Origin of the sequence: Curtobacterium sp. MCPF17_003 (genome assembly GCF_003224385.1) — a bacterium.
Taxonomy (GTDB): Bacteria; Actinomycetota; Actinomycetes; order Actinomycetales; family Microbacteriaceae; genus Curtobacterium; species Curtobacterium flaccumfaciens.
On record NZ_QKLC01000001.1, the window covers coordinates 458,845 to 483,813 of the forward strand.

General features: G+C 71.9%; 25 protein-coding genes. 14 read left to right on the forward strand and 11 right to left on the reverse strand.

The features are described 5' to 3' along the window. Positions 1–21 precede the first annotated feature (21 nt). The 6 genes from DEJ30_RS02175 (at position 22) to DEJ30_RS02200 (ending at position 4,745) form a co-directional block, all read left to right on the forward strand. Positions 22–306 carry a hypothetical protein gene (locus tag DEJ30_RS02175; RefSeq protein ID WP_110858837.1) on the forward strand — a complete coding sequence of 95 codons (285 nt, stop codon included), beginning with the start codon at positions 22–24 and terminating at the stop codon, positions 304–306. 4 nt (positions 307–310) lie between these two features. After that, positions 311–913 (forward strand): hypothetical protein, encoded by a 603-nt coding sequence (locus tag DEJ30_RS17740; RefSeq protein WP_146238476.1) that lies wholly within the window; start codon positions 311–313, stop codon positions 911–913. Beyond that, positions 913–1,956, forward strand: coding sequence for a peptidoglycan-binding protein (locus DEJ30_RS18370; RefSeq protein WP_110858839.1), 1,044 nt, complete (start codon positions 913–915; stop codon positions 1,954–1,956). The genes DEJ30_RS17740 and DEJ30_RS18370 overlap by 1 nt, the downstream gene beginning before the upstream one ends. Next, positions 1,947–2,549 (forward strand): ATP-binding cassette domain-containing protein, encoded by a 603-nt coding sequence (locus DEJ30_RS02190; protein WP_110858840.1) that lies wholly within the window; start codon positions 1,947–1,949, stop codon positions 2,547–2,549. The genes DEJ30_RS18370 and DEJ30_RS02190 overlap by 10 nt, the downstream gene beginning before the upstream one ends. Continuing rightward, complete coding sequence (locus DEJ30_RS02195; RefSeq protein ID WP_146238477.1) at positions 2,546–3,637, forward strand: hypothetical protein; 1,092 nt, start codon at positions 2,546–2,548, stop codon at positions 3,635–3,637. Before DEJ30_RS02190 ends, DEJ30_RS02195 begins: the two co-directional genes overlap by 4 nt. Positions 3,638–3,860: 223 nt before the next feature. After that, positions 3,861–4,745, forward strand: coding sequence for a VOC family protein (locus DEJ30_RS02200; protein WP_110858842.1), 885 nt, complete (start codon positions 3,861–3,863; stop codon positions 4,743–4,745). Between the two features lie 54 nt (positions 4,746–4,799). Here DEJ30_RS02200 and DEJ30_RS02205 read toward each other — a convergent pair whose 3' ends face one another. Continuing rightward, positions 4,800–5,585, reverse strand: a complete 786-nt coding sequence (locus DEJ30_RS02205; protein ID WP_110858843.1) for an SDR family oxidoreductase — start codon at positions 5,583–5,585, stop codon at positions 4,800–4,802. Between the two features lie 127 nt (positions 5,586–5,712). Here DEJ30_RS02205 and DEJ30_RS02210 point away from each other — a divergent pair, with 127 nt between their 5' ends. The 3 genes from DEJ30_RS02210 to DEJ30_RS02220 are packed head-to-tail and all read left to right on the forward strand — an operon-like array spanning position 5,713 to position 7,747. Next, positions 5,713–6,288, forward strand: a complete 576-nt coding sequence (locus DEJ30_RS02210; protein WP_146238478.1) for a hypothetical protein — start codon at positions 5,713–5,715, stop codon at positions 6,286–6,288. Continuing rightward, positions 6,285–6,932 carry a signal peptidase I gene (gene lepB / locus DEJ30_RS02215; RefSeq protein WP_110858845.1) on the forward strand — a complete coding sequence of 216 codons (648 nt, stop codon included), beginning with the start codon at positions 6,285–6,287 and terminating at the stop codon, positions 6,930–6,932. The genes DEJ30_RS02210 and lepB overlap by 4 nt, the downstream gene beginning before the upstream one ends. Further along, complete coding sequence (locus tag DEJ30_RS02220) at positions 6,929–7,747, forward strand: helix-turn-helix transcriptional regulator (RefSeq protein WP_146238479.1); 819 nt, start codon at positions 6,929–6,931, stop codon at positions 7,745–7,747. Before lepB ends, DEJ30_RS02220 begins: the two co-directional genes overlap by 4 nt. Before the next feature lie 76 nt (positions 7,748–7,823). Here DEJ30_RS02220 and DEJ30_RS02225 read toward each other — a convergent pair whose 3' ends face one another. After that, positions 7,824–8,141: a hypothetical protein gene (locus DEJ30_RS02225; protein WP_146238480.1), complete on the reverse strand. Its 318-nt coding sequence runs from the start codon at positions 8,139–8,141 to the stop codon at positions 7,824–7,826. Between the two features lie 88 nt (positions 8,142–8,229). On the opposite strand from DEJ30_RS02225, the gene DEJ30_RS02230 reads away from it, so the two are divergent. Next, positions 8,230–9,444: a PP2C family protein-serine/threonine phosphatase gene (locus DEJ30_RS02230; RefSeq protein ID WP_110858848.1), complete on the forward strand. Its 1,215-nt coding sequence runs from the start codon at positions 8,230–8,232 to the stop codon at positions 9,442–9,444. A 520-nt stretch (positions 9,445–9,964) separates the two neighbouring features. Here the strand turns inward: DEJ30_RS02230 and DEJ30_RS02235 are convergent. Together DEJ30_RS02235 and purD are read right to left on the reverse strand one after the other, a co-directional pair. After that, complete coding sequence (locus tag DEJ30_RS02235; RefSeq protein WP_110858849.1) at positions 9,965–10,834, reverse strand: phosphoribosylaminoimidazolesuccinocarboxamide synthase; 870 nt, start codon at positions 10,832–10,834, stop codon at positions 9,965–9,967. Continuing rightward, positions 10,831–12,099 (reverse strand): phosphoribosylamine--glycine ligase, encoded by a 1,269-nt coding sequence (purD, locus tag DEJ30_RS02240; RefSeq protein ID WP_071248345.1) that lies wholly within the window; start codon positions 12,097–12,099, stop codon positions 10,831–10,833. Before purD ends, DEJ30_RS02235 begins: the two co-directional genes overlap by 4 nt. 57 nt (positions 12,100–12,156) lie before the next feature. Between purD and DEJ30_RS02245 the strand changes: the two genes are divergently transcribed. Continuing rightward, positions 12,157–12,543 (forward strand): sterol carrier family protein, encoded by a 387-nt coding sequence (locus DEJ30_RS02245; protein WP_110858943.1) that lies wholly within the window; start codon positions 12,157–12,159, stop codon positions 12,541–12,543. Between the two features lie 285 nt (positions 12,544–12,828). Here the strand turns inward: DEJ30_RS02245 and DEJ30_RS02250 are convergent, their stop codons facing one another. Beyond that, positions 12,829–15,417, reverse strand: coding sequence for a LuxR C-terminal-related transcriptional regulator (locus tag DEJ30_RS02250; RefSeq protein ID WP_146238481.1), 2,589 nt, complete (start codon positions 15,415–15,417; stop codon positions 12,829–12,831). Positions 15,418–15,525: 108 nt separating this feature from the next. On the opposite strand from DEJ30_RS02250, the gene DEJ30_RS02255 reads away from it, so the two are divergent. Beyond that, on the forward strand, positions 15,526–15,927 hold the full coding sequence (locus DEJ30_RS02255; protein ID WP_110858851.1) for a hypothetical protein: 402 nt from the start codon (positions 15,526–15,528) through the stop codon (positions 15,925–15,927). 84 nt (positions 15,928–16,011) lie between these two features. Here DEJ30_RS02255 and purF read toward each other — a convergent pair whose 3' ends face one another. After that, the gene (purF, locus tag DEJ30_RS02260) at positions 16,012–17,469 is read right to left on the reverse strand and encodes an amidophosphoribosyltransferase (protein ID WP_027465037.1); all 1,458 of its coding nucleotides are present in this window, start codon (positions 17,467–17,469) and stop codon (positions 16,012–16,014) included. 73 nt (positions 17,470–17,542) lie between these two features. On the opposite strand from purF, the gene purM reads away from it, so the two are divergent. Further along, the gene (purM, locus tag DEJ30_RS02265; RefSeq protein WP_110858852.1) at positions 17,543–18,658 is read left to right on the forward strand and encodes a phosphoribosylformylglycinamidine cyclo-ligase; all 1,116 of its coding nucleotides are present in this window, start codon (positions 17,543–17,545) and stop codon (positions 18,656–18,658) included. A 665-nt stretch (positions 18,659–19,323) separates the two neighbouring features. On the opposite strand, the gene DEJ30_RS02270 is transcribed toward purM, so the two are convergent. Next, positions 19,324–19,542, reverse strand: a complete 219-nt coding sequence (locus DEJ30_RS02270) for a DUF3073 domain-containing protein (protein WP_017886249.1) — start codon at positions 19,540–19,542, stop codon at positions 19,324–19,326. A gap of 158 nt (positions 19,543–19,700) precedes the next feature. Between DEJ30_RS02270 and DEJ30_RS02275 the strand changes: the two genes are divergently transcribed. After that, positions 19,701–20,846 (forward strand): NAD(P)-binding domain-containing protein, encoded by a 1,146-nt coding sequence (locus DEJ30_RS02275; RefSeq protein WP_110858853.1) that lies wholly within the window; start codon positions 19,701–19,703, stop codon positions 20,844–20,846. Positions 20,847–20,969: 123 nt separating this feature from the next. Here the strand turns inward: DEJ30_RS02275 and DEJ30_RS02280 are convergent, their stop codons facing one another. The 4 genes from DEJ30_RS02280 to DEJ30_RS02295 all read right to left on the reverse strand — a co-directional run bounded on the left by DEJ30_RS02280 (position 20,970) and on the right by DEJ30_RS02295 (position 24,869). Further along, positions 20,970–21,410, reverse strand: a complete 441-nt coding sequence (locus DEJ30_RS02280) for a DoxX family protein (protein WP_110858854.1) — start codon at positions 21,408–21,410, stop codon at positions 20,970–20,972. Positions 21,411–21,530: 120 nt separating this feature from the next. Further along, a complete protein-coding gene (locus DEJ30_RS02285; protein ID WP_017886246.1) occupies positions 21,531–21,806 on the reverse strand; it encodes a DUF3072 domain-containing protein in 276 nt (91 codons plus the stop codon). A gap of 61 nt (positions 21,807–21,867) precedes the next feature. Continuing rightward, the gene (locus tag DEJ30_RS02290; protein ID WP_110858855.1) at positions 21,868–22,623 is read right to left on the reverse strand and encodes a hypothetical protein; all 756 of its coding nucleotides are present in this window, start codon (positions 22,621–22,623) and stop codon (positions 21,868–21,870) included. Between the two features lie 11 nt (positions 22,624–22,634). After that, on the reverse strand, positions 22,635–24,869 hold the full coding sequence (locus DEJ30_RS02295; RefSeq protein ID WP_110858856.1) for an APC family permease: 2,235 nt from the start codon (positions 24,867–24,869) through the stop codon (positions 22,635–22,637). Between the last annotated feature and the right edge of the window lie 100 nt (positions 24,870–24,969).

The window sequence follows — 24,969 nt, forward strand, 5'->3', positions numbered from 1 at the left end:
TCGCAATGAAAAGGGAGATCGATGTCGATCAAGAACGTCGTACTGGGTGCGGTCGTGCTGGGGAGTGTCGTGGGCGGCGGGATCGCGGTCGATACCGTGACGGCGCCGGAGGCGAGTGCGGCGACGTGCTGGCGGAAGGTGACGCAGAGCACTGGCTTCAACGAGTCGGGGTGTGGTCGCGCTCAGCACTTCAACCGTCTGCGGAGCGGGACGATGAAGTGGGGGAACGTGGTCGGTGGCAACAAGTGGTCCTACCAGGCTGCCTGCTGGACCAACATCGCCCAGTACGGCATGACCCGGGCCTGACGCGGTGATTCGGAGCAGGCTTCGGGGGGCAACGATCGTCGGGGCGATCGCCGCCGCGTGGCTCGTCGGTTGTGCCCAGGCGGATGCTGCACCCCGGGTCGTCGATCCGTCGGGCTTCTCCGCGGCCGGGCCGTGGGCGGGTGAGTTCGCGGAATCGGCCTCCGACACCAGTTCCTACCAGTGGCAGATCCTCTCGGACGGAACGATCTCGGCGCGGGAGGTCGCAGATGCGCAGTCCCGCATGAGCGCATGCATGCGAGATCTCGGCTACCACTACACGACAGCGGAGGATGGCACGTCCGAAGCCTCGCCGCTCCCAGGGCGGAAGGCTGAAGATGCCACGGCCATGAACGATTCGAAGTCGAAGTGCGCGAAGGACTTCGACAGCGACGTGACCTACCTGTTCAACGAGGTCCGGCGGAACCCGGAGAAGCAGGACGAGGCAACGATCACCGTCGCGTGCCTCCGTGCTGCGAGACTCGTCGACGACACGTACACCGAACGTGACTGGCGTGATCAGAACGACGACGGGAACTTCTCCTTCTCGCCGTGGGATCCCGCAGCCGTACAGTGTCGGCTGGACCCCCTCGGCCTCTGGCGGCGGTGATGCGCTTCCCATCTGCCGCGCTCCTGGCGCTCGGGGCGATGGTGGTCGCAGCGGCGACGGCCGCAGCCATCGTGGTCGCTGTGCCGGCCGAGGTCCCGGCCGCACTCCGGACGGCTGCCCCCGCGAGTACTGTCCGGGTGACCGAGCGCACCGATGCCGATGAACGACAGGTGCAGCTCGCACTCGACATCGGTGCCCCACGGTTGGTCGTGACGTCGCGGACCGGCACGGTGACGACGTCGACGTGCTCGACTGGGGCACCCGTGCGCAGCGGGGACGTCCTCGCGCGGGTCGACGGACAGCCGGTGCTCGCACTCGCCAGTGACGAGCCGCTGTGGCGCGACCTCGAGCTCGGCGACCGCGGGGCCGACGTCACGGGGTTGCAGCGGGAACTCACGCGCCTCGGTGCCGGATTGAGCATCGACGGCATCCTCGGTCGGGGCACACTCCGTGCTGCGCAGCAGTTCCTGGTCGACCGAGGCGTCGACCGCGACGACCTGCCCGACGACGTCGTGCCGCGGGCCCCGTTCGCATGGGTACCAGCCGCCGAGAACATCGTCCTGGCGTGCGTGGCCGTCGTCGGGGCAACGGTCGGCGCCGACGGTGTCCTCGTCGAACTCCCGGCCGAACTCCGCGGTGCGCGCATCGAGGCGCTCCCGGTCGATCCGGCGCCGGGGGAGCGCGTGCTGCGGATCGGGAACGCCGATGTCCCGATCGACGCCGCCGGGGTGGTCTCGTCGCCGACGGCCCTCGCCGCGATCACCGCCCCGCCGGAGTACGCCGCGACGGTCGTTTCGGCGGACGGCGCACCCACCGTGGCCGCGACGTGGACGCTCAGTCGGCCACGAACCGTCCAAGTGGTGCCACCGACGGCCCTCTGGGACCTCGTGGGCGCCCAGGCATGCGTGCAACCGACGACGGGGCGGTCACTCCGGGTCGAGGTGCTCGGATCGGAACTCGGGCAGTCGTTCGTCCGGGTGCCCGGCGGACGAACGCTCGACCGGATCAGTGCCGCGCCGGACCGGTCCAGCTCGTGTCGGTGACGCTCGAGGGCGTCGGGCACGTTTGGCCGAACGGCACCGTGCTGTTCGACCGCGTCGACCGCACCTTCGCCGAGGGGACCGTGACCGCGGTCGTCGGGCCGAGCGGTTCCGGCAAGTCAACGCTGCTCGCGATCCTCGCCGGGATGCTCCGTCCGACGCGCGGTGCCGCCGTCCGTCCGCCGGGCTGTCGGCCGCTCTGGGTCTTCCAGAACCCGTACGGGGTGGCCCGCCGCCGAGTGCTTGACCACGTCGCGTTGCCGTTCGTCGCCCAGGGCGCGGATCGTCGGACCGCGGACGTCCGCGCGCTCGGGGTCCTCGAGCGCTTCGGGCTTGATTCGCGGGCGCACGCGCGATTCGCCGAACTGTCCGGTGGTGAGGCGCAACGCCTGATGCTCGCGCGCGCGATCGCGAGTGCGCCGGGTCTGATGCTGGTCGACGAGCCGACGGCGCAGCTCGACCGAGCGACCGCGATCGAGGTGAACCGTGGGATCGGTGCGCTCGCCGCGTCGGGGACGGTCGTCGTCGTCGCCACGCACGACGACGCGAGCCGTGACGCCTGCGACGGAGTGCTCGACCTCGGGCGGTACCGATGAGCCCTCGCCGGATGCAGGTGACCGAGGTCTGGCGGGAGGCGTGGCGCGACATCGCTTCCGGAGCCTCGTGGGCAGCCACGGCCGCTGTCGTCCTCGCGGTGCTGCTCAGCGGCGTCGTGGGCATGCGCGCCGTAGCGGTCGCCGGTGACGTCCGAGCGGCTGCGGTGTTCGTCGCGAGCGGTGCGGCGACGACCGTCCAGCGGGCCGAGGGTCGGATCGACGGCCGCGTGTGCGATGCCCTCGCGGATGCCGAAGGGGTCATCGCGTCTGGTGCGCTCCGGCGCCTCGACGCCGGGGTCGTCCCCGCCGCGCTGCCGGGCTCGGCGATCCCGACCTACGAAGTGACCGCCGGGGTGCGTGGCCTGCTCGGCGGCTCGGCTGCCGACGGGGCGACGGGAGTGATCGTCTCGCCCGCGGTGCACGAGACCCTGGGCCTTGCTGCCGGCGATCGCCTCGTGACGGTGGGCGGCGCGGGCACCGGAGTCGCCGGTGTGTACGACTACCCCGACGACGGCCGGGACCCCGACCTGGAGTACGCGGTCCTCGCGCCGGCGGTCGACGACGGGTCGCCGTTCGACGCCTGCTGGGCGACGGTGTGGCCGCAGCGCGACGACACGGTCTCGATGCTCCGGCGCACCGTCTTGCCGGCGAGCGGGGCCGACGGCGAGGACCGACCGACCGCCGGGCAGCTCAACCCGACGCTGGGCGCGGTCTTCACCCCCGCGGCGCGGCAGCCAGTGCTCGTCCCGTTCGGTGCAGCGGCCTTCGTTGGGCTGACGATCGGCGGGGCAGCGGTCGCACGGCGTCGGCTCGCCCTGGCCTACGACCGGCACGTCGGGGTACCGCGGAGTGCGCAGGTCCTCGGCGTCGTCCTGCAGCACCTGGTCTGGGCATCGGTCGGGGCGGTGGTCGCGACGAGCGTCGCGGTGGTGTCGGTGCATGGCCTCGACGTCGACGATGCGCTGCCGATCGTGCGCGAGGCGATCGCGATCGCGTCCCTCGGGCTCGTGGGCGCGCTGCTCGGTGGGGCGCTCGCCGCGGCCGCGGTCCGCGAGCGCGCGCTGCACCGCTACTTCCGCTCCCGCTGACCGCGGCCGGAGGGGCGGACGCGCACCGGGCCTCTCGTCGCCTGCGCGCCCCGTCCGCTGCGCGCCCCCGTGCGCCAAAGCGACAGACTGCCGCGAACTGTTCGCAGAGATCTGTCGCTTTGGCGGGTACCTCGCACCGGGATGGCGTGGATCTGTCGCTTTGGCGCAGGCGACCGACGCCCATTTGGTTGACGCTTCAACTAAATGGGCGCACACTGGTGCCATGCACACGCAGGACCTCCTCGCCGCCGACACCGGGATGGGTGCCGTCACCCTCCGCGTCGCGAACCTCGACCGGATGATCGGCTACTACCGCGACGGCGTCCAGCTCTCGCTGCTCTCGAACGAGGGCGGCGTCGCCGTCCTCGGGCGACCAGGCGCCGGTGGCCTGGCGGTGCCGATCGTGATCCTCGAGCACGCGCCGTCGATGCAGCACGCAGGCCCGCACGACGCCGGCCTGTTCCACACCGCGATCCTGTTCGACACGACGGCCGACCTGGCCGCCGCGCTGTACTCGGTCGCAACGAAGTTCCCGCAGACCTTCACCGGCAGCGCCGACCACCTGGTGAGCAACGCGTTCTACTTCACCGACCCCGAGGGCAACGGCGTCGAGCTGTACTGGGACCGTGACCGCACGGAGTGGTCGTGGACGCACGGCATGGTCGACATGGACACGAAGTACGTCGACCCGAACGCGTTCCTGCAAGAGCACCTGACGGCCGAGGCAGTGGAGTCCGCGCCGAACGCGCCGGGTCGGGTCGGCCACGTGCACCTGTCGGTCGGCGACGTCGCCAGCGCGAAGGACTTCTACGTCGACAAGCTCGGCTTCGCGACGACGGCCGGTTGGGGCGAGGCCCTGTTCGTCAGCGCCGGCGGCTACCACCACCACATGGCGATGAACACCTGGAACTCACGTGGGGCCGGGCGCCGCCAGCTCGCGCTCGGGCTGGGACTCGTGCGGATCGAGGTGCCCGGGTCGGACGACCTCGGTGCCCTCGTCGCACGCATGCACGACACCGGGGTGCAGACCGCCGACGACGGCCGGACGGTCGCGTTCGAGGACCCGTGGGCGAACCGCATCGAGGTGACTGCGCCCGGTCGCGCCTGACGCGGTCCGCCGCGGGGCGGCCGAGACTCGGCGCCGGCTGCCCGGCCGCCCGCATCAGGCGCTGTTCGAGATCCCGCCGTCCGACTTCAGCAGCTGCCCGTTCACCCAGGCGCCCTGCTCCGAGCAGAGGAACCCGACGAGCGCGGCGGTGTCCGACGGGCGTCCGAGTCGGCCGAGCGGAGTGCCCTCGACGGCCCACCCCTTGACCTCGTCGGACATCCAGCCGGTGTCGTTCGGGCCCGGGTTCACCACGTTGGCGCTGACGCCGAGGCTGCCGAGCTCCTTCGCGGCGCCGAACACGATCCGGTCGAGCGCACCCTTCGATGCCCCGTACGGCAGGTTGTACGCGATGTGGTCGCTCGTCAGCGCAACGATCCGGCGTCGGTCGCGCGGTGCGGCGTCCCCGGCGCGCTCGAGCCCCGCCGCGTAGGCCTGCACGAGCAGGAACGGTGCGCGGGCGTTCACGGCGAAGTGGCGGTCCCACGACTCGACCGTGGTGGTGCGCAGGTCGGAGTCCACGGACTCGCAGTGCGACATGACGAGGGCGGTCACGGGGGCGCCGGCTTCCGACTCGGCGCGGCCGACGAGCGCGGCCGCCTGCTCCGGGTCCTCCAGGTCGACCGGGAGGCGCGTCACCCGTGCTCCCGCCCCCTCGCACTCCTGCACCACCGACTCGACCCCGTCCGGGTCCGCCCCGCCGCTCACGCGGTCGTCGTAGGGCCCCCACCACGAGATGGCGAGGTCCCAGCCGTCGGTTGCCAGCCGGGTGGCGAGTGCCGCGCCGATGCCGGCTCTGCGGCCCACCCCGGTCACCAGGGCGAGTGGTCGTGCGGACGTCATGCGGGCCTCCTGTCCGGCGCTCCGTCGCGCCGATCGGCACCCAGTCTGCCGGAACCGGCCACCCCTGTGGCCATCGCACCCGGTGTCCTGTCGGCGGACGGCCGAGCGCGGGGGCCAAGATGGACGGATGCCACGCACACGACGGCCCTCCCGACCGGGGCGCGGACCCCGCGGCGGTCGCCCGGATCCCCGCGACCTGCCACTCGAGCACGTCCGCGACCGGATGTCGTCGTACATCTACGGCAACATCACGGTGCTCGCCGTCGCGATCGCGGTGAACCCGGAGCAGATCCACCACGGAGCCGCGGTGGCGACCGTCCTGGCGACCGCGGTGCTCACGTACCTGGCCCACGTGCTCGCGCACCTGGTCGCGCACGGGCTCGGCGACGACGGCGAGGAGTCCGCCGAGGACCGCGCTGCGCGCCGCGACTCGGTCGCGACGATCGTCCGGAACGCCAACCCGATCGCGACCTCCGGGCTGATCCCGGCGGTCCTCTACGCGGCTGCCTGGATCGGGTGGCTGCCGGCGGAGTGGGCACAGATCGCGGCGACGGTGATCCTGGTCGTACGCATCGGGTTGGTGGGTGTGTTCATGCAGCGGTTCAGCGGGAAGCAGCCCACGTTCCTCGGGCTGTGGGGCGGCATCGTGCTGGCCGCGGTGGCGTTCGTGATCGGCCTCGTCAAGGTGGTGCTCACGCATTGAGCGACACCGACGCCCACGCTGCATCCGACGCTGGTGCCGACGCCGTGGCCGAGCCGAAGCGCGGCGGTCTGCGGTTCCTGCGCGACCTCGTCATCATCGTCGTCGTGGCGCTGTTGGCGTCCTTCCTGGTGAAGGCGTACCTGGTCCGTTCCTTCTACATCCCCTCGGCCTCCATGCAGGACACGCTGCTCGTCGGGGACCGGGTGCTCGTCAACGAGCTCGTGCCCGGGGTCGTCCCGCTGCAGCGTGGTGACGTCGTGGTGTTCCAGGACCCGGGCGGCTGGCTCGGCACGGGCCAGGGCGACGACCTGATCAAGCGGGTCATCGGCCTGCCGGGTGACACGGTGTCGTGCTGTGACGCCCGGGGGCGCCTGTCGGTGAACGGGCACGCGGTCGACGAGCCCTACGTCGTGCTCGAACGCGGGTCGGACCGTGTCGCCGGGAAGGACTTCGAGATCACCGTGCCGAAGGGGCGCATCTGGGTGATGGGCGACAACCGCTACGACTCCGCCGACTCGCGCGTGCACGGCACCGTGCCGGTCGACGACGTCGTGGGGCGCGCCTTCGTGACCACGTGGCCGATCTCGCGGTGGTCGGTGCTGTCCCGGTACGGGGACGAGTGGGACCGGGTCCCGACGCCGTGACCGCTGACGACCAGGGCTTCGGCTACGAGACCGGCGGGGACGACGACCTGTCGATCCACCGGATCGCGACACCGGGCAAGCAGTCCGGGACGATCGGTCCGCGTCCCGACCACGTCGTGTTCTGGCTCGCCGACGGCCGGGCCAGCCTGACCGCCGACGACGGCGAGCAGTGGCAGGTCGGCGCCGGGCGGCCGATGATGCTCTCGGCGTCCGTCGCGTACGCCTTCGAGACCGACGCGACCGCCACGACGCTGCTGCACCTGTCGCCGTCGCTGCTCGGCGACACGGGGGAGTCCTCAGTGTTCCGGCAGCCGGACGCGGGCGATCCCGCACTCGAACCGCTGCGGGCACTGCTGCGCGAGGCCTCCGGGCGCATCCTCGACCCGGCGCTGCCCGCCGCCGACCGTGCGGCCCTGAACCGGCGGATCGCGACCGTCGTCCTGTCGACCTTCGCCCGGTCGCGAGCGGACGTCGCGGACCGGATGCGGCGCGCGATCGGCTTCGTCCACGACCACGCCGACCGGGTGTTGACGGTGGCGGACGTCGCAGCGGCCTGCGACCTGAGTGAGCGCGGCCTGCAGGACCTGTTCCGCCGTCGTCTCGGCGTCACGCCCATGCGGTACCTGCGCGAGGTCCGGCTCGACCGGGTGCACCTGGAGCTGGGGCGGCCGGGTTCCCGCGCGCTGCTCGTCAGCGAGGTGGCGCGGCGGTGGCGGTTCACCCACCTGGGTCGGTTCGCGGCGTACTACCGGGAACGGTTCGGGGAGCAGCCGCACCAGACCGTCGCGCGGAGCGGCACACCCGGAGAACGGTAGTTCTCGCGTTCTTCGCGGATTCCGGCATCCGGCTCGCCGGGCGAACCGCGCGTCGAGCACCCGGTCGCGGTCGGGGTCAGCAGCCCGTCGTCGTCAGGGTGACCCTCGCGACGGTGCCGTCGGACACCTTGGTCGTCTGCGGGCAGAGGTCGCCGGCGCGGACCGTGACCTGGCCGAGGGGAACGCCCGCGAAGTCCGCCGTACCGCCCGGGAACACGCGCTGGTGCTCGGAGAGCTTGCCGGTCGAGGCGAACACCTTGACCTCGTAGGGGTGGTCGGCGGCGTTCGACGACACCGTGACCGACACCTGGCCGGTGGAGTCGTGGGCGCCACAGCCAGCGAGGGCCAGGAGCGCGGCCACTCCGAGGACGGTTGCGGGGACGACTCGGAGCACGACGACCAGGGTACGCCGGCGCGCCCGACCACCTGCGCCCTCCGGACTGGGGACAGGCCCTGTCCGTTCCGCGCGTTACCGTGGGAGCATGCAGCCGGAAACCGCGATGTCCGTGCCCGCGCCGACCGGGGCCGATGCGGTCCGGCGAGCCGCTCTGATCGCGGCACTCGACGTGGTCGACGGCGGGGTCGAGGAACGGTTCGAACGGATCACCCGGATCGCCCGTGAGGCCCTCGGGGTCTCCGGCTCGTTCCTCAACCTGGCGGGCGAGACCACGCTGACGATCAAGTCGCAGCAGAGCGACGCCGCCTTCGATCCGGTCATCCCGCTGCAGGACACGTTCTGCGGACGGAGCCTGGGTGAGCAGGGCCCCGTGGTCGTCGCCGATGCCCGACTGGACGACCGGTACGCGGACCTGCCGATGGTGCTCGACGACCCGAACATCCGGTTCTACGCCGGTGTCGGGCTCCGCGCCGGCGACGACGACCTGAAGATCGGCACCCTCTGCCTGATCGACCCCGAGCCGCGCACCCTCGACGCCGACGAGCTCGAACTGCTGCAGGAACTCGGCATCTGGGCAGAGCGCGAGCTGCTCGCCGGTGCCGACGAGGACCGGCTGCGCACCGTGCTCCACGGCCTGCAGCCGGCTGCCGTGCAGGTGCCCGGGTACCGGATCACGGGGGTGTCGATCCCGCACGGGCTCGTCTCCGGTGACTTCCACGACTGGCACCGCTCCGGCGAGGACTCGATCCACCTGACCGTGTCGGACGTCATGGGCAAGGGGATGTCCGCCGGGCTCCTCGCGGCGAACATCCGCGGTGGGCTGCTCGCCCGCGGCGACCAGGACCCGAGCGTCGCGGTCGCCGAACTCGAGGCGCAGGTCGCCCCCGAGCTCAGCCGTGCCGAGTCCTTCGCGACGATGTTCCACGGCCGACTGACCCCGTCCACCGGCCGCCTCGACTTCGCCGACGCCGGCCACGGGCTCGTACTGCAGCTCCGCGACGACGGTGCCGAACGGATCCTGCGGTCGTCGGACCTGCCGATCGGGCTGCACCCCGCAGGGATGCCCCGCGCCGCCGGGTCGCTCGTGCTCCGGCCCGGTGACGTGCTCATCGTCGTGACCGACGGCGCGCTCGAGCTCTGGGACTCCACGCTCGCGTCGCTGTCGGAGCTCGGGTCGCTGTACCGGGAGTCCCCGGACGTCGAGACGTTCCTGCAGCGGGTGCGCGCACGTGTCGCCGAGCACGACCCGGGCGACGACCTGACCGTCGTCGTGGTGGCGCGGGACGCGCTCGGGGCCTGAGCGGTCGACAACTGTCGCCGGCTCGTCGGCCGGTCGCGCGGCGAGTGGTCGCGACGTATCGTGCGTGGGCCGCCGAGTGGTCGCGCGGCGAGTGGTCGCGACCTGCCGTGCGTCGGGCGCGGAGTGGTCGAGAACTGTCGGTTGGCGCGGCCTCGGGCGACGGTTCGTGACCGCACGGCGGACCTGAGCGGGGTGTCGTGACCGTTCGTGTGGCACCGGGTACCGCGGCGAGTGGTCGCGACCTGCCGTGCGTCGGGCGCGGAGTGGTCGCGAACTGTCGGTTGGCGCGGCCTCGGGCGACGGTTCGTGACCGCACGCCGGACCTGAGCGGGGCGTCGTGACCGTTCGGGTGGCACCGGGTACCGCGCGGCGAGTGGTCGCGACCTGCCGTGCGTCGGGCGCCGAGTGGTCGCGGACTGTCGGTCGGCGCGGCCTCGGGCGACGGTTCGTGACCGCACGGCGGACCTGAGCGGGGCGTCGTGACCGTTCGTGCGACACCAGGCGCCGACCGGGCGGGGCGTCAGGCGCCGAGGCGCTCGATCAGCTCGGCGTAGCGCGCAGCCGTTCGCTGGACGATCTCGTCCGGCAGGACCGGCGGCGTGCCCTGGCGATCCCAGTGCGCGCTGAGCCAGTCCCGCACGATCTGCTTGTCGAACGAGTCGGTGCGGTCGGCGGAGCGGGCGTCCCAGTAGCGGCTGGAGTCGCTCGTCAGGACCTCGTCGGCGATGCGGATCCGGCCGGCGGCGTCCTGCCCGAACTCGAACTTGGTGTCCGCGATGACGACGTCACGCTCGAGAGCGATGGCCGCGGCCTCGGTGTAGACGTGCAGCGAGAGCTCGCGCAGGGTGGCCGCGGTCTCGGCACCGACCAGGTCGACGGTCTGCTCGTACGAGATGTTCTCGTCGTGCTCGCCCTGGGCCGCCTTGTACGCCGGCGTGTAGATCGGTTCCGGCAGGCGGTCACCGTTGGACAGCCCCGCGGGGAGCGCGACGCCGCACACGCTGCCGGTCTCCTGGTACTCGGCCCAGCCGCTGCCGACCAGGTACCCGCGCACGACGCACTCGACGGGGAACATCGTCAGCGGCATGACGTGCATCGACCGTGCCTCGACCTCGGCGGGCACCGGGGTGCCACCGGAGGACGGGCCGATGATGTGGTTCGGGACGTCGCTCAGCTGGGTGAACCAGAACCGCGACAGGCGGGTCAGCAGTTCGCCCTTGCCCGGGATCGGCGGCTCGAGCGCGAAGTCGTACGCGCTGACCCGGTCCGAGGCGACGAGCAGCAGCTCGGACGCGCTCGCCAGGTCCGCGGTGCCCTCGGGCACGTAGAGCTCGCGCACCTTGCCGGACGAGACGTGCCGCCAGCCGGCGATCGGAGCGGCGGCGGTCACTTCGCGACCTTCGCGGCGATGTCGGTGCGGAACTGCGCGCCGTCGAGCGTGATGTCGCCGAGCCCGGCGTAGGCGCGCTCGCGGGCCTGGGCGAAGTCGGACCCGGTCGCCACGACGCTGAGCACCCGGCCGCCCGTGGCCACGAGGGTGTCGTCGAGGACGCCGGTGGCGGCGTGTGCGACGGAGACGCCGTCGCGGGCGTTCGCGTCGTCGATGCCGGTGATCGGTCGACCGGTCTGCGGGTTCTCCGGGTAGCCCTCGCTCGCCAGGACGACGGTGACGGCGACCTCGTCGCGGAACACGGGTGCGGGGACGGCACCGAGCTGCCCGGTGGCGGCGGCCAGCAGGAGCTCGCTGAGCGGCGTGGCCAGGCGGGGGAGCACGACCTGCGTCTCCGGGTCACCGAAGCGCGCGTTGAACTCGATCACGCGGACGCCCTGCTCGGTGACGATGAGGCCGCAGTACAGGAGTCCGACGAACGGCGTGCCCTCGTGCTCGAGGCGGCGGACGGTCGGCAGCGCGACGAGCTCGGTGACCTCGTCGACGAAGGCCTGCTCGGACGGCCAGCGCTCGGCGAGCCACGGCAGCGGGGAGTACGCGCCCATGCCGCCCGTGTTCGGTCCGAGGTCGCCGTCGGCCAGGCGCTTGTAGTCCTGCGCGGGGCTGAGCGCGCGGACGTCGTGCCCGTCGCTCAGGAAGAACAACGAGACCTCTTCGCCGTCGAGGAACTCCTCGACCACGACGTGTCCGTGCTGGAGCCAGTAGGTGGCGTGGTCGATCGCGGCCTGGCGGTCGTCGGTCACGAGCACGCCCTTGCCGGCGGCGAGCCCGTCGGCCTTGACCACGTACGGGGCGCCGAGCTCGTCGATCGCGGCGACGGCTTCGTCCGCCGTGCCGGCGTAGACCGGACGCCCTGTGGGCACACCGGCCTCGCCCATGATCCGCTTGGCGAAGGCCTTCGAGCCCTCGAGCTGCGCGGCGGCCTTGCCCGGCCCGAACACCGGGATGCCGCGAGTGCGCACCGGGTCGGCCACGCCGGCGATGAGCGGGGCCTCGGGGCCCACGACGACGAGCTCGACGTCGTTCTCGATCGCGTACTCGGCGACGAGCGCACCGTTGGTGGGGTCGAGGGAGACGGTCTCGACGTCGGCGGCGATGCCGGCGTTGCCGGGCGCTGCCGTGATGACGTGACCCGCATGCTCAGCGAGGAGGGCCGTGATGATCGCGTGCTCGCGGGCACCGGAACCGAGGACGAGGATTCGCACCCGATCACCCTACCCAGCCCGACTCGCCGCCCGCGATGCGAGGGCTAGCCTGTGGAGATGCCACCCAGGAGGATCGACGACGCCGACGGGCGCGCGGCACTGGCCGCGGTGCGTCGTGGGGAGACGGCTCGACCGGCCGTCGCGACCGCGGTGCGGTGGACGTTGCAGTGCCTGGCGGACGAGGTGCCGGGCAACAGCGTCGAGGTGCGGGTGCCGCCGTTCGCCGCCGTCCAGGCCGTGCCCGGACCCCGGCACACCCGTGGCACGCCGCCGAACGTGGTCGAGACCGACGCCACCACGTGGCTCGCGCTCGCGTCCGGCGAGCTGACCTGGGCCGAGGCGGTCGCGCAGTCGCGCGTCAGCGCCTCGGGCTCGCGCGCCGACCTGACGGCGTTCCTGCCGGTCCGGCTGCCCGCCCCCGGCGCCGGACCCACCCGCGCCTGACCGAATCGCGCCTGCCCGAACCGCCCCGAAGCCGCCCGCGGAGGATTCCCGCGCGAATTAGGTAGTGCCTACCGATGCGCCCGCATCGACCGGGTTCCTAAGCTTGAAGTCGCCGGGATTCGGACCCGACCCGAACGGGTCCGAACCCGGCGACAGGCACCAAGGTACGCGATGTTCCACACAACGTGTCAATCGTGGCGGCGCGTCGTGCTGCAATCCGCAACGTTCTTGCGTGTGCGACAGCCGATGCCGAACGCTGAGCAGCTCAGAGCAGCTCAGAGCAGCTCAGAGCAGCTCGCTGAGCTCCGAGCGCGCGTGCAGGTCCCACTTCGCGAAGACACGGGACAGGTGCGCGTCGATCGTCCGCGTCGAGAGCCCGAGGGACTCCGCGATCCGGCGGTTGCTCAGCCCCTGCGCAGCGAGCTCGGCGACCTCGTACTCGCGCTTCGTCAGCGGCGGTTTCGAGCGCGCGGCGGCCACCGAGACACCGTGCGCCGCGAGCACGCCCTGCGCCGCGATCACCCGCGTGCGATCGCCGGCACGCACGGCGTCGGCGTACTCGATCACGGCGGCGGCGAGTGGTCCGTCGACGCGGGTGGCGGCCTCGCGCATCCGCGCGAGCGAACCGGTCGAGTCGCGCCCCTGCGACATGCCGACCGCGTGGTGCAGGGCGTACCCGTACATCACGTGCGTCCACGAGCCGTTGGCCGTGCTGCGTTCGATGATCTCGTCGGCGTGCTGCAGTCCGGCCGGGTTGCCGAGCACGGCCTCGGTCCAGGCGATCGACACGGCGACCTGCTCGCCGATGATCCGCATCGCCCGCAGCGGGGTGGTCCGGGCCCGCTCGAGCGCACTGGAGGCTGCTTCCGGGCGTCCGGCGTAGGCGTGCGCCAGGGCCAGACGTGCCCAGGGGTAGGCCGCGAACCCGCCGTGGTCGGCGATGTCGTACCGTTCGCACGCCGCCGAGAACGCGGCGACCGCGTCGTCCCAGCGGCGCTGTGCGATCGCCAGGTTGCCCTGGCCGATGAGCTCGAGCGTGAAGTCGTACTTCAGGTACGGGCTGGACCGCCCCGCCGGCACCTCGATGATCAGGTCGTCCAGGTCGCCGCGCCACATCTGCACCTGGTGCAGGACGGAGGAGTTCTCACCGACGCTCCAGGGCGCTGCCTCGACGTGCGCCACGGCGGTGGCCAGGGCGCGGTGTCCGAGCGCGGACGCGTCGTCCAGTCGGCCGGCGGTCGCCAACGCCATCACGGCGCAGGGTGCGACGGCGAGGAACGACATCGGCATCGTCGGGGCGTGCACGATCCCGCTGCGCTCGATCTCGGCCCGGACCTCGGCGAAGTCTCCGCCCCAGCCCTGGTGCGCCATCCGCAGCAGCCGCAGCCGCTCGACGGCCTCGTCGGACTCCACCAGGCGCGTGGCGGCATCGGTCAGGGCGACCGCCGCCGTGACGTCGTCGTCGTGGAACTGGCGGATGTTCGCCAGGGTCTCGCACGCTTCGATCACGGCCTCGTCGGTGACGTCGCCGACGTGCCGTTTCGCCACGTCCCAAGCGGCTTCGGCGCCGGCGCGGCCGGCTTCACGGCCGTCCGAGTACGAGTACGCCAGCGAGCGGAGGCAGTGCGCCGTGACCTGCTCGGTCGGGGTGAGTGTCGTGCGGAGCGCTGCTGAGGCCAGGGCGATCCCGCTCTCGTGCTCCTGCAGCCGCACGGCGACCTGCGCGGCGTCGAGCAGCTGGTCCACCGACGGCAGGACCCCGCACTCGAGCGACCACAGCGCGGCACGCAGGCGTGCTGCGGGCGGTGCGCCCTCGGGCCGGTCGGTGCGGAAGGCGTTGGCGCGCGCGAAGAGTGCCGTGCGCCGGGCCACCGGCACCAGGGTCCGGATGACCTCGCCGACGAGCGGGTGCGACGGCCGGACGACCGCGGCGCCGTCCTCGAGTGAATCGATCCGGACCAAGCCGAGCGCGACGACCCGGTCGACGTCCCCGCCGGTGACCAGGCCGAGCAGGCGCGCGAGCGGGATCGGGTCGGCGAGGGCGACGATGTCGACGACGTCGCGCAGGTCCTCCGGCAGCGACCCGAGCTCCGTGCGGTACATGTCGGCGAGGCTGTCCGACGCGGTCACCCGTCCGCGCCAGTACCACCCGGTCGCCGTGTGGTCGAGTGCACCGGAGACCCGTGCCGCGCGGACCACCTCGCGCAGGTACAGCGGGTTGCCGGCGGTGGCGCGGTGGACGCGCTCGGCGGAGGCGTTCTCGAGCGGCGAGCCCAGCGCCTCGGCCACGAGTGCCGCGGTCTCGTGCAGCGCCAGGGGCTGCAGGTCGATGCGCTCGAGCAGGTCGTCCTGCCACAGCGCGCGGAGCGGCTCGGGGAGCGCCGTGAAGTCGCGGCAGGTCAGGACGAGCCGGGCGCCCTGCCGGCGGACCAGCCAGGCGACGTACCGCGCGGAGATCGCGTCGAGGTGGTCGGCGTCGTCGACGCGGAGCAGGACGTCGCGGTCGACGAGGTCCTCGATCGCCCGGAGGCGCTGCTCGGCACCGGTGTCGTCGGACAGCTCCGAGATGGACGCCGGCAGCTCGCCGAAGCGCTCGGCGACGGCGCCGAAGGGCATCGACCTGCTCGCGGCGACCGCCGTGATCGGCACGACGACCGTGCGGCCGGTGCCGTCGCGACCGGCGACGCGGTCGGTGACCCGCGCCGCGGCGGTGCTCTTGCCGATCCCGGGGGCGCCGACGAGTGCGACGCTCCACCGGTGCTCGGCGACGACGGCGACGGCGCGGTCCTCCTCGACGCGCTGCGCGACGGGCCAGGCCACGCGGGCGGGGGCGGTCGGTCGGCGTCGGCGGGCGGGTGCGGTTCGTTCACGCATCCGACACACCTCCTCCCCTTGGGATACCGACCAGTAGCGACCATCCTCTCCCGGATCGGTCGCCGGGCACAGGCCGCGGGACGTCCCACAGTGGGGGACAATGGACGGGTGAGCAACACCGATCAACCCGACGAGCAGCCGCTCCCCACGCCGGCACCGGCTCCCAGCGCGGTCGCCAGCCCCGACGAGGTCACCATCCGCCGTGCACCGAAGTTCGGCGTGTTCATCGTCGGCGGTGCCGTGCTCGGATTCCTCGCGACCCTCGTCGTGGTCGCCCTCACCATGAACCTCGGTGGCCAGCGGGACCAGACCAGCTTCGGCAGCCTGGTCGGCTACTTCAGCCTGTGGGGTGTCACGATCGGTGCCTTCGTCGGTGCGGTCGTCGCCGTCGTGTTCGACCGGGTCTACGCCCGGCGGTCGGCCCGCCTGACGGCGGAGCGCGTCGAGGTCGAACTGCCCCCCGAGACGGTCGACGGCGAGCTCGACGACCACGGTGACCAGCGGCCGTAGCCGCTCCCGATCAACGGACTGGAGGCCCGGTGCCAGCTGGCACCGGGCCTCCAGTCCGTCTGGTGGTCGCGTCTCGGACGCGACCTAGCTGAGCTGGTTCGCCTCGACCCAGGACAGGTACTCCGGGCTCACGGTGCCCGTGACGTACTCGCCCGTGAAGCAGCTCATCTCGAGGTCGGTCACGTCGGAGCCCTCGATGATGGCGTCCCGCATGTCCCCGACCTCCTGGTAGATCAGGTGGTCGCTGCCGAGCACGCGGTTGATCTCCGGGATCTTCCGGTCGTGCGCGATGAGCTCCGCGCGCGTCGGCATGTTGATGCCGTAGACGTGCGGGAACCGGACAGGGGGAGCGGCGCTCGTGAACGTGACCTCGTTCGCGCCGGCGGCCCGGGCCATCTCGACGATCTCGCGGCTCGTGGTGCCGCGGACGATCGAGTCGTCGACGATCAGGATGTTCTTGCCCTTGAACTCGGACGACATCGCGTTGAGCTTCTGGCGCACCGAACGCTTGCGCTCCGCCTGCCCCGGCATGATGAAGGTGCGGCCGACGTAGCGGTTCTTGTAGAAGCCCTCGCGGTACTCGATGCCGAGCTTCCGGGCGACCTGCATGGCCGCCGGACGGCTCGAGTCCGGGATCGGCATCACCACGTCGATGTCACCGGTCGGCGCGTACTGCTCGATGGTGTCGGCGAGACGGTTGCCGAGGCGAAGACGCGCGTCGTAGACCGAGATGCCGTTCATCACCGAGTCGGGGCGTGCCAGGTAGACGTACTCGAACGAGCACGGCACCAGGCGCGGGTTCTTCGCGCACTGGCGGGCGTGCATCTGGCCGTTCATCTCGATGAAGACGGCCTCGCCCGGGGCGATGTCGCGGACGATCTCGTACCCGCCCGACTCGAGCACGAGCGACTCGCTCGCGACGACCCACTCCGGCTGCCCGGCCTCGTCGAACTTGTGGCCGAGGATCAGCGGGCGGATGCCGAACGGGTCGCGGAAGGCCAGCAGCCCGTGCCCGGCGATGGTCGCGATCGTGGCGTAGGAGCCCTCGACCCGCTCGTGCACGCGCTCGACGGCGTCGAAGACCTGACCCGGGTCGAGGTTCGCGCCACGGACCTGGCCCTGCAGCTCGTGCGCCAGCACGTTCACCAGGAGCTCGGTGTCGCTCGTCGTGTTCAGGTGGCGACGGTCGATGTCGAACAGTTCACGCGTGAGTTCCCGCGTGTTGGTGAGGTTGCCGTTGTGGACGAGGACGATGCCGTACGGCGCGTTCACGTAGAACGGCTGGGCCTCTTCCTCGTTCGTCGCGGCGCCCTTGGTGGCGTAGCGGACGTGTCCGAGCCCCATGGTGCCGAGGAGGGCACGCATGTCGCGGGTGCGGAACGCCTCACGCACGTGGCCGCGGGTCTTGTGCATGTGGTGCACGTGACCCTCGACCGTGGCGATGCCCGTCGAGTCCTGCCCGCGGTGCTGCAGGAGGAGCAGTGCGTCGTAGATGGATTGGTTGGCGGGGCCCTGCGCAACAAGGCCGACGATGCCGCACATTCGCGGGTGTGCTCCAGACCGTAGAATCGGGGGGTACCGAACAAGTCTGCCATGTCACCGCGAAGGACTCCGCATGCCCAACCCGTACGCCGAAGCCGGAGTGGACACCGCTGCCGGTGACCTGGCCGTCGAACTGATGAAGTCCGCGGTCGCGGCCACCCACAACGCCTCGGTCCTCGGTGGCGTCGGCGGGTTCGCCGGGCTCTACGACGTCTCGTTCCTGAAGGACTTCTCACACCCGTTGCTCGCGACCTCGACCGACGGCGTCGGCACCAAGGTCGCGATCGCGCAGGCGATCGACAAGCACGACACCATCGGGCAGGACCTGGTCGGCATGGTCGTCGACGACATCGTCGTGGTCGGCGCGAAGCCGCTGTTCATGACCGACTACATCGCGTGCGGTCGTGTGGTGCCGGGCCGGATCGCCGACATCGTCGCCGGCATCGCCCGCGGCTGCTCGGAGACCGGCACCGCCCTGGTCGGCGGCGAGACCGCCGAGCACCCGGGGCTGCTCGGCCCGGACGACTACGACGTCGCCGGTGCGGCGACGGGTGTCGTCGAGGCGGACGCGCAGCTCGGAGCGCACCTCGTGCAGGACGGTGACGTGGTCCTGGCGATCGAGTCGTCGGGCCTGCACTCGAACGGCTACTCGCTCGTGCGGCACATCCTGGCGTCGCGGGGCGTCGGCTTCACGGACCAGCTGCCCGAGCTGAGCGGCGTCGGGTTCGGCGGCGCGGTCTCCGTCGGCGAAGCCCTGCTCGAGCCGACCCGCCTGTACACCGCACCGCTCCTGGCCCTGCTCGAGCAGCACCCGGGCGCGGTGCACTCGCTCTCGCACGTGACCGGTGGTGGCATCGCCGCGAACCTGGCGCGCGTGCTGCCCGTCGGCTCCTGGGTCGAGGTCGACCGTTCCACCTGGCAGCCGCTCCCGGTCTTCCGGGTCCTGGCTGACATGGCCGGCACCCCGATCGAGGACACCGAGGGCACCTGGAACCTGGGCATCGGCATGTTCGCCGTCGTCTCGGCCGGGGCCGCTGCCGAGGTCATCGCCTCACTCGGTGCCGCCGGCATGCCCACGTGGCCCGTCGGCACGATCGCCACGTCCGCGCGGGACCTGACCGGGTTCGAGCAGGGTGCCAAGGGTGTCGACGGCGGCGCTGTCCGGCTCGTCGGGAGCTACGCGGGCTGACCAGCTCGGCGGCGCCGGGCCGGGGGCTCCCGCTCCCGCCGCGCCGCGGTCCTGCGCCGCGCCGTGGAGCGTGCGGTGAGTGGTCACGAACCGTCGTTCGGCGGGCCTGCAGTCGACGATTCGTGACCGCACGGCGTCTTGCGCGCGGGGAGTTGTGACCATTCGAGGCCGGGACTCGGGCGCGGTACCGGGGCGTGTGATGCGAGCAGCCTGGTCCTTGCCTCCGTCGCGGGTGTGCCGGGGACTCGCCGTGCTGCGTGCGGTGACTGGTCACGAACCGTCGTTCAACGTGCCTGCAGCCGACAGTTCGTGACCGCTCGGCGTCTTGCGCGCGGGGAGTCGTGACCACTCGAGGCCGGGACTCGGGCGCGGTACCGGTGCGTGTGATGCGAGCAGCCTGGCCCCTGCCTCCGTCGCGGGTGTGCCGGGGACTCGCTGTGGTGCGTGCGGTGAGCGGTCACGAACCGTCGCCTGGCGTGCCTGCAGCCGACAGTTCTCGACCGCACGGCGTCTTGCGCGCGGGGAGTCGTGACCACTCGCGGCCGGGACCCGAGCGCGCTGCAGGGTGCCCTGGAAGATCCGATGAGTGCCTGTGCGCGTCCGGCGTCCGGGCACGCGGAAACGCCGCGCTGCCCGAGGGCTGCGCGGCGTGACTGCGAGAGAAGTCAGGCGGACTTGTTCTGGTCTGCCTGGGTCTCGAACTCGTCTTCGTCTTCCGCCGGTTCCGGACCGTACTGGTCCGCCCAACGGTCGACGTAGTTCTCGTCGGAGTGTTGTCCGGCGGAGAGCTCTTGCTCGAGCGCACCGTAGTTCGTCTGCGGGCTGAAGTACTTCAGCTCGCGGGCGACCTTGGTGTGCTTCGCCTTCTGACGGCCGCGCCCCATGCGTGACCCCCTCGTTCGGCTCTGGTCCGGTCCTGGCGAATGACGGAGGATCACTCGGGGAACCAGACGGTTCGTGGTTTGAAATCTGCCGATCACTCTACCATGTACCTCGATCTGGACGTCGCGCGACGGCTGGCCCGCACAGCAGAATCGAAGTGATGACGGAACCCCTCGAGACCCCGGTCGACCAGCACGCCCGCGTGGTGGTGATCGGTGCGGGGCAGGCGGGGCTCTCCGTGGGATACCACCTGCGTCGCCTCGGGCTCGTCCCGGGCAGCGAGCTGGTGATCCTCGACCGCGCGCCGAGCACCGGTGGGGCGTGGCAGTTCCGGTGGGAGGCCCTGCGGCTCGGAGCGGCGCACCGGGTGCACGACCTGCCCGGCATGCGCGCGATGGGCCTGGAGTTCGACGACGCCGACCGGTCACGGCCCGCCCGGGACGTCGTCGGGGAGTACTACCGGCGCTTCGAGCAGCACTACGACCTGCGGGTCCGGCGCCCGGTCACGGTGACGTCCGTCTCGCGCATCGACGGCGACGGCGGCGTGGCGGCCGAGGCTCCGGCGGACGGCGGCCTGTGCGTCACGACCCGGAGCGCCGACGGCACCGTCACGCGCATCCGTGCCGAGGTCGTGGTGAACGCGTCCGGCACGTGGGGCACCCCGTTCGTGCCGTGGTACCCGGGCCGCGACGTGTTCCGCGGACGGCAGGTCGACACGACCGAGTACCGCAGCGCCACCGAGTTCGCTCGCCAGGACGTCGTGGTGGTGGGCGGTGGGACGAGCGCGATCGGGTTCCTGCTCGAACTCGACGGCGTCGCCCGCTCGACGCGGTGGTTCACCCGGCGCCCGATGGTCTGGGCCGGGACCGCGTCGCTCGACGTCGAGTCCGCGGTGGCCGCCGTCGACGAACAGGACCGTGCCGCCCGCGCCGGCGAGGTCCTGCCGAGCATCGTCAGCGGCACCGGGGTCCCGGTGTCGCGACGGATCCGCTCCGGCATCGACCGCGGCGTGCTGCGTGACGAGCCGATGTTCACGCGGATGGACGAGACCGGCGTGTGGACCGCCGACGGATCCCATGTGCGCGCCGACGCGGTGATCTGGGCGACGGGGTTCCGCGCCGACCTGCGGCACCTCGCACCGCTGCACCTGCGGACCCCGGCGGGCGGGGTGGTGGTCGAGGACGGCCGGTCGGCCGAGGAGCCGCGGTTGTTCCTGGCCGGCTACGGTCCCCAGGCGTCGACCATCGGTGCGAACCGGGCCGGACGGCGCATCGCCCGCCAGGTCATGGATGCACTGGCGGGCTGAACGGCCGCGCGGCCCCTCGCACGGTGCGAGGGGGCCGCGTGAACGGTGCGAGGTTCCGTTCCCGGTGCGGCCCCGGTGAGCTCGCACGAGCGACGGAACCTCGCACCGGACGAGCCGCGCGGCTCAGGCGGGCAGGGGTCCCTCGACGCCACGACGACGGCGCGACGACTTGAGCACCAGGGCGTCGAGCGAGAACCGCCCGGGCCCGGTCAACGCCACGGCGAACGACGCCACCGCGAGGACGAGCACGTACTCGAACCCGCCGTCCTGCGAGTAGAAGCCGGCGGTGCCGTGGGCCAGGAACCCGGCGACCACCATGTCGACGGCCAGCAGCACGCCGATGACACGGGTGGCGACGCCGAGCACGAGCAGGATGCCGCCGACGAGCTCGAGGCCGGCGACCAGGGGTGCTGCGACCTCGGCGAGGGGGACGCCCATGCCGGAGAAGCCCTGCACCACGGCGGGGATGCCCTGGGCGAACTTCTGGGCGCCGTGGGCGATGAACACCACCCCGAGGACGATGCGGAGCGCGGTCAGGCCGATGGAGGTCGATGTCGTTCGCATGGCCACGAAGGTAGCCGGTGACGCGTCACCAATCGTCCTCGAACAGGGGACTGACCGCGCTTCGCCAGAACACGCTCAGAGCATGCCCAGGCAGCGGTCCGCCGAAGGGCGGACTGCTCCTCAGGAATCGGCGCCGCGGCCGGTCTGCTGCTGGAGACGGTCGATGTGCTCCGACGCCTGCGCCTTGGTGAGGTCGGCGGGGAGCTCCTCGCCGGCTTCACGGGCCAGGGTGTCGAGGTAGCTGCGCTGCGGTCCGGTCATCGGCTCGTCGCCGGTGACCCACTGCTCGGGGTCCTTGCTCGCGTCGGTGGAGGGGTCGGGTCGGGGGCCGCCGAGGGTCTCGCCCTGGATCGGTGCGTCCGGGGTCTGCTGCTGGTCGCGGTCTGCGTCACTCATGTCCGCGACGGTACGCCGCACCCCCGTCACGACACGCAGCAGCGGCGTCCCCCGAAGCGGCTCAGACCGCAGTCGCCGCGTACCGCACCAGGTCGGGCCCGACGGCACTCGTGGCGATCGGCACGACGCGGTCGTCGCGGCGGATCCAGATCGTCGCCGCACGCACGTCGATCCGGTCGACCTCGTGCAGTTCGCCGTCGAGCAGCACCGACGCCGTGACCCGGACGTGACCGCTCGCCGGACGTGGCGGCAACCCGACCACGTCGTCGCCGTACGCCGGGTGCTCGCCGGGCTGCAGGAACGGTGACACCGGGGCGGTGACGACCTCGAGCCCTTCGGTGACAGCGCTCACCGCCACCAGGCGGACGGCCTGGTCGGTCGGCAGCGGCGCGTCGACGACGGGCTCGGCGGTGGGGCCGGCCAGCGCGCGGAACGCGGGTCGACCGTCGGGGGCGAGGTGAGCCTCCAGGCCGTCGATCCGGACGCGACCGCGCCCACGGGAGTCGGCGTAGACGCCGGGCTCGATGCCGGACTGCCGCGCCTCGAGCCGGGTGAGGACGACGCGGTCCGGGCGGTACCAGTCGCGGAGCGCCGCCGGATCCACCCACCCGACGCTCGGGACGCCACGGGAGAGCGCGGCGGAGTCGTCGGCGGCGCGCTCGTCACGCGCGCCGAGGGGGTGCTCGCCCCGCACGGCGACGAGTCCTTCGAGCGGGCTGCCGGGCGGCGGTTCGTGGTCGAGCACCTCGACGCGCTTCGAGACCTTGCCGCCGTGTCCGTCGAACGTGGCGAACGTCCGCAGGTCACTGATGGTCATGGGGCCACATGCTACGACTCGTCGGCTCCCCGTCGCGGCGGGGAGGGTACGAGGGCGTGGATCTCGCCCGTGCAGAGCGCGGGGTCGACGCCCTCGGCGGGGCCCGCCGGACGGGTCGCGCGGCGCGGCTGGATGCTGTTGCGCTCCGCGGATCGGAGCAGGCGGTCCTCGGTCGCGGCCTCGGCCGGCGACGCGGGCTGCGCGGGGCGGCGGAGCGGGGGCCGGACGGGCTCGCCGCGGCGATCCTGGCCGGGCAGCGGGCGGGAGCGTCGGCCGTACAGCAGCTCGGACGAGTCGAGGAGCCACGGCACCAGGGCCACGGTGACGCCGTGCACGAGCAGCAGCTTCTTGCGGATGCGGCGACCGCGGTGGTTGTGGAGCAGGCCCTCCCACCAGTGCCCGACGATGAAGATCGGGGTGTAGACGGTGACGACCTCGGAGCCGTGCTCGTGCCGGTGTGCCTTGATGTACTTGATCAGCGGCATCGAGATGTCGCGGTAGGGGCTCGGCACGATCGTCAGCGGCACCTGGATGCCGTACTCCGCCCACTGGTCGCGCAGGCGTTGGGACTCGGCGTCGTCGATCGCGACGTGCACCGCCTCGATGCTCGCGTGCTCCGCGGCGACCGCGTAGTCGAGCGCCTTGAGCACGGGCTTCTGCAGCTTGTTCACCAGGACGATCGCGTGGTCGCCGGTGGCGCCGAACTTCGTCTCGACGTCGGCCTCGATCTCGTGCGAGACGTCGCGGTAGTACCGGTTCACGCCGAGCATCAGCACGTACAGCACCGGCATGATCAGGAACACGAGCCAGGCCCCGTGGGTGAACTTCGTGATCGTGACGATGACGAGCACCACGAGGGTGAAGGTGGCGCCGATCGCGTTGATCGTTCGGGAGCGGACGACCTGCCCGCGGTTCACGGGTGGCTCGTCGTCAGCAGCGGGCGACCCGTCCCGGTCCCGGTCGGCCCGAAGCAGCCGCGTCCAGTGCACGACCATGCCCGTCTGCCCGAGCGTGAACGACACGAAGACACCGATGATGTAGAGCTGGATGAGGCTCGTGACGTTCGCCCGGTAGACCACGAGCAGCGCCGCGGCGACGAGGGCGAGGACGATGACGCCGTTCGAGTAGATGAGGCGGTCGCCGCGGGTCGAGAGCGCCTTCGGAGCGTACGAGTCGCGCGCCAGGATCGAGCCGAGCAGCGGGAACCCGTTGAAGGCCGTGTTCGCCGCGAGGAGCAGGACCGCAGCCGTCGTCGCCTGGATGACGAAGAACAGCACCGAGTTGTTGCCGAAGGTCGCCGCAGCGATCTGCGCGATGAGCGAGCGCTGGGGCGTGGTGGCACAGTTCGCGAAGCCCTGCAGGTCGCAGGCACGCTCGGCGTAGTGCACGTGCGACACGAGCGCCAGGGTGATGAGCCCGATGAACAGGACGATCGCGATGCCGCCCATCGCGACCAGGGTGGCCTGCGCGTTCTTGATCTTCGGCCGGCGGAACGCCTGCACACCGTTCGCGATGGCCTCGACGCCGGTCAGGGCCGAGCAGCCCGAGGCGAAGGCGCGAAGGAGCAGCAGGATGAACGCCGCCTGCGTCGTGTGTTCCACGTTCTGCACGGTGTACGCAGCGGACTCCGCGACCGGGGCGTTGCCCGCTGCCACCCGGACGAGCCCGGTGACGACCATCACGAAGACGCTCGCCACGAACAGGTACGTCGGGATCGCGAAGGCCTTGCTCGACTCCCGCACACCCCGCAGGTTGGCGGCGGCGAGCAGCACGACGAACAGCAGGGCGAGCTCGACGCGGAAGTGGTCGAGCATCGGCAGCGCCGAGATGATGTTGTCGACACCGGAGGCGACCGACACGGCCACCGTCATCACGTAGTCGACGAGCAGCGCACTGGCGACGACCAGCCCGGCCTTCTCACCGAGGTTCCGGTGCGCCACCTCGTAGTCGCCACCGCCGGACGGGTACGCCTTGATGAGCTGCCGGTACGAGGCGACGACGACCACGAGCAGCAGCACGACGAGCGCGGCGACCCACGGCGCGAACGTCAGGAAGGCCATGCCGCCGAGCAGCAGGATCATCAGGAGTTCCTGCGGCGCGTACGCGACAGAGGACAGCGGGTCACTCGCGAAGATCGGCAGGGCCAGGTGCTTCGGGAGGAGCTGTCCTTCGAGCTTCTCAGAGGGGAGGGGATCCCCGATCAGTCGTGCTTTCAACGACCGGATCTCGTTCGTCACGAGCGGCAAACCTACTCAGTTCCGGGCGCGAGTCAACACGGTTCGCCTGCCGCATATTCCCGGGTGCCCACGGGCGCTCGACCCTGGGTGCCGCCCACCCCTTGCCGTT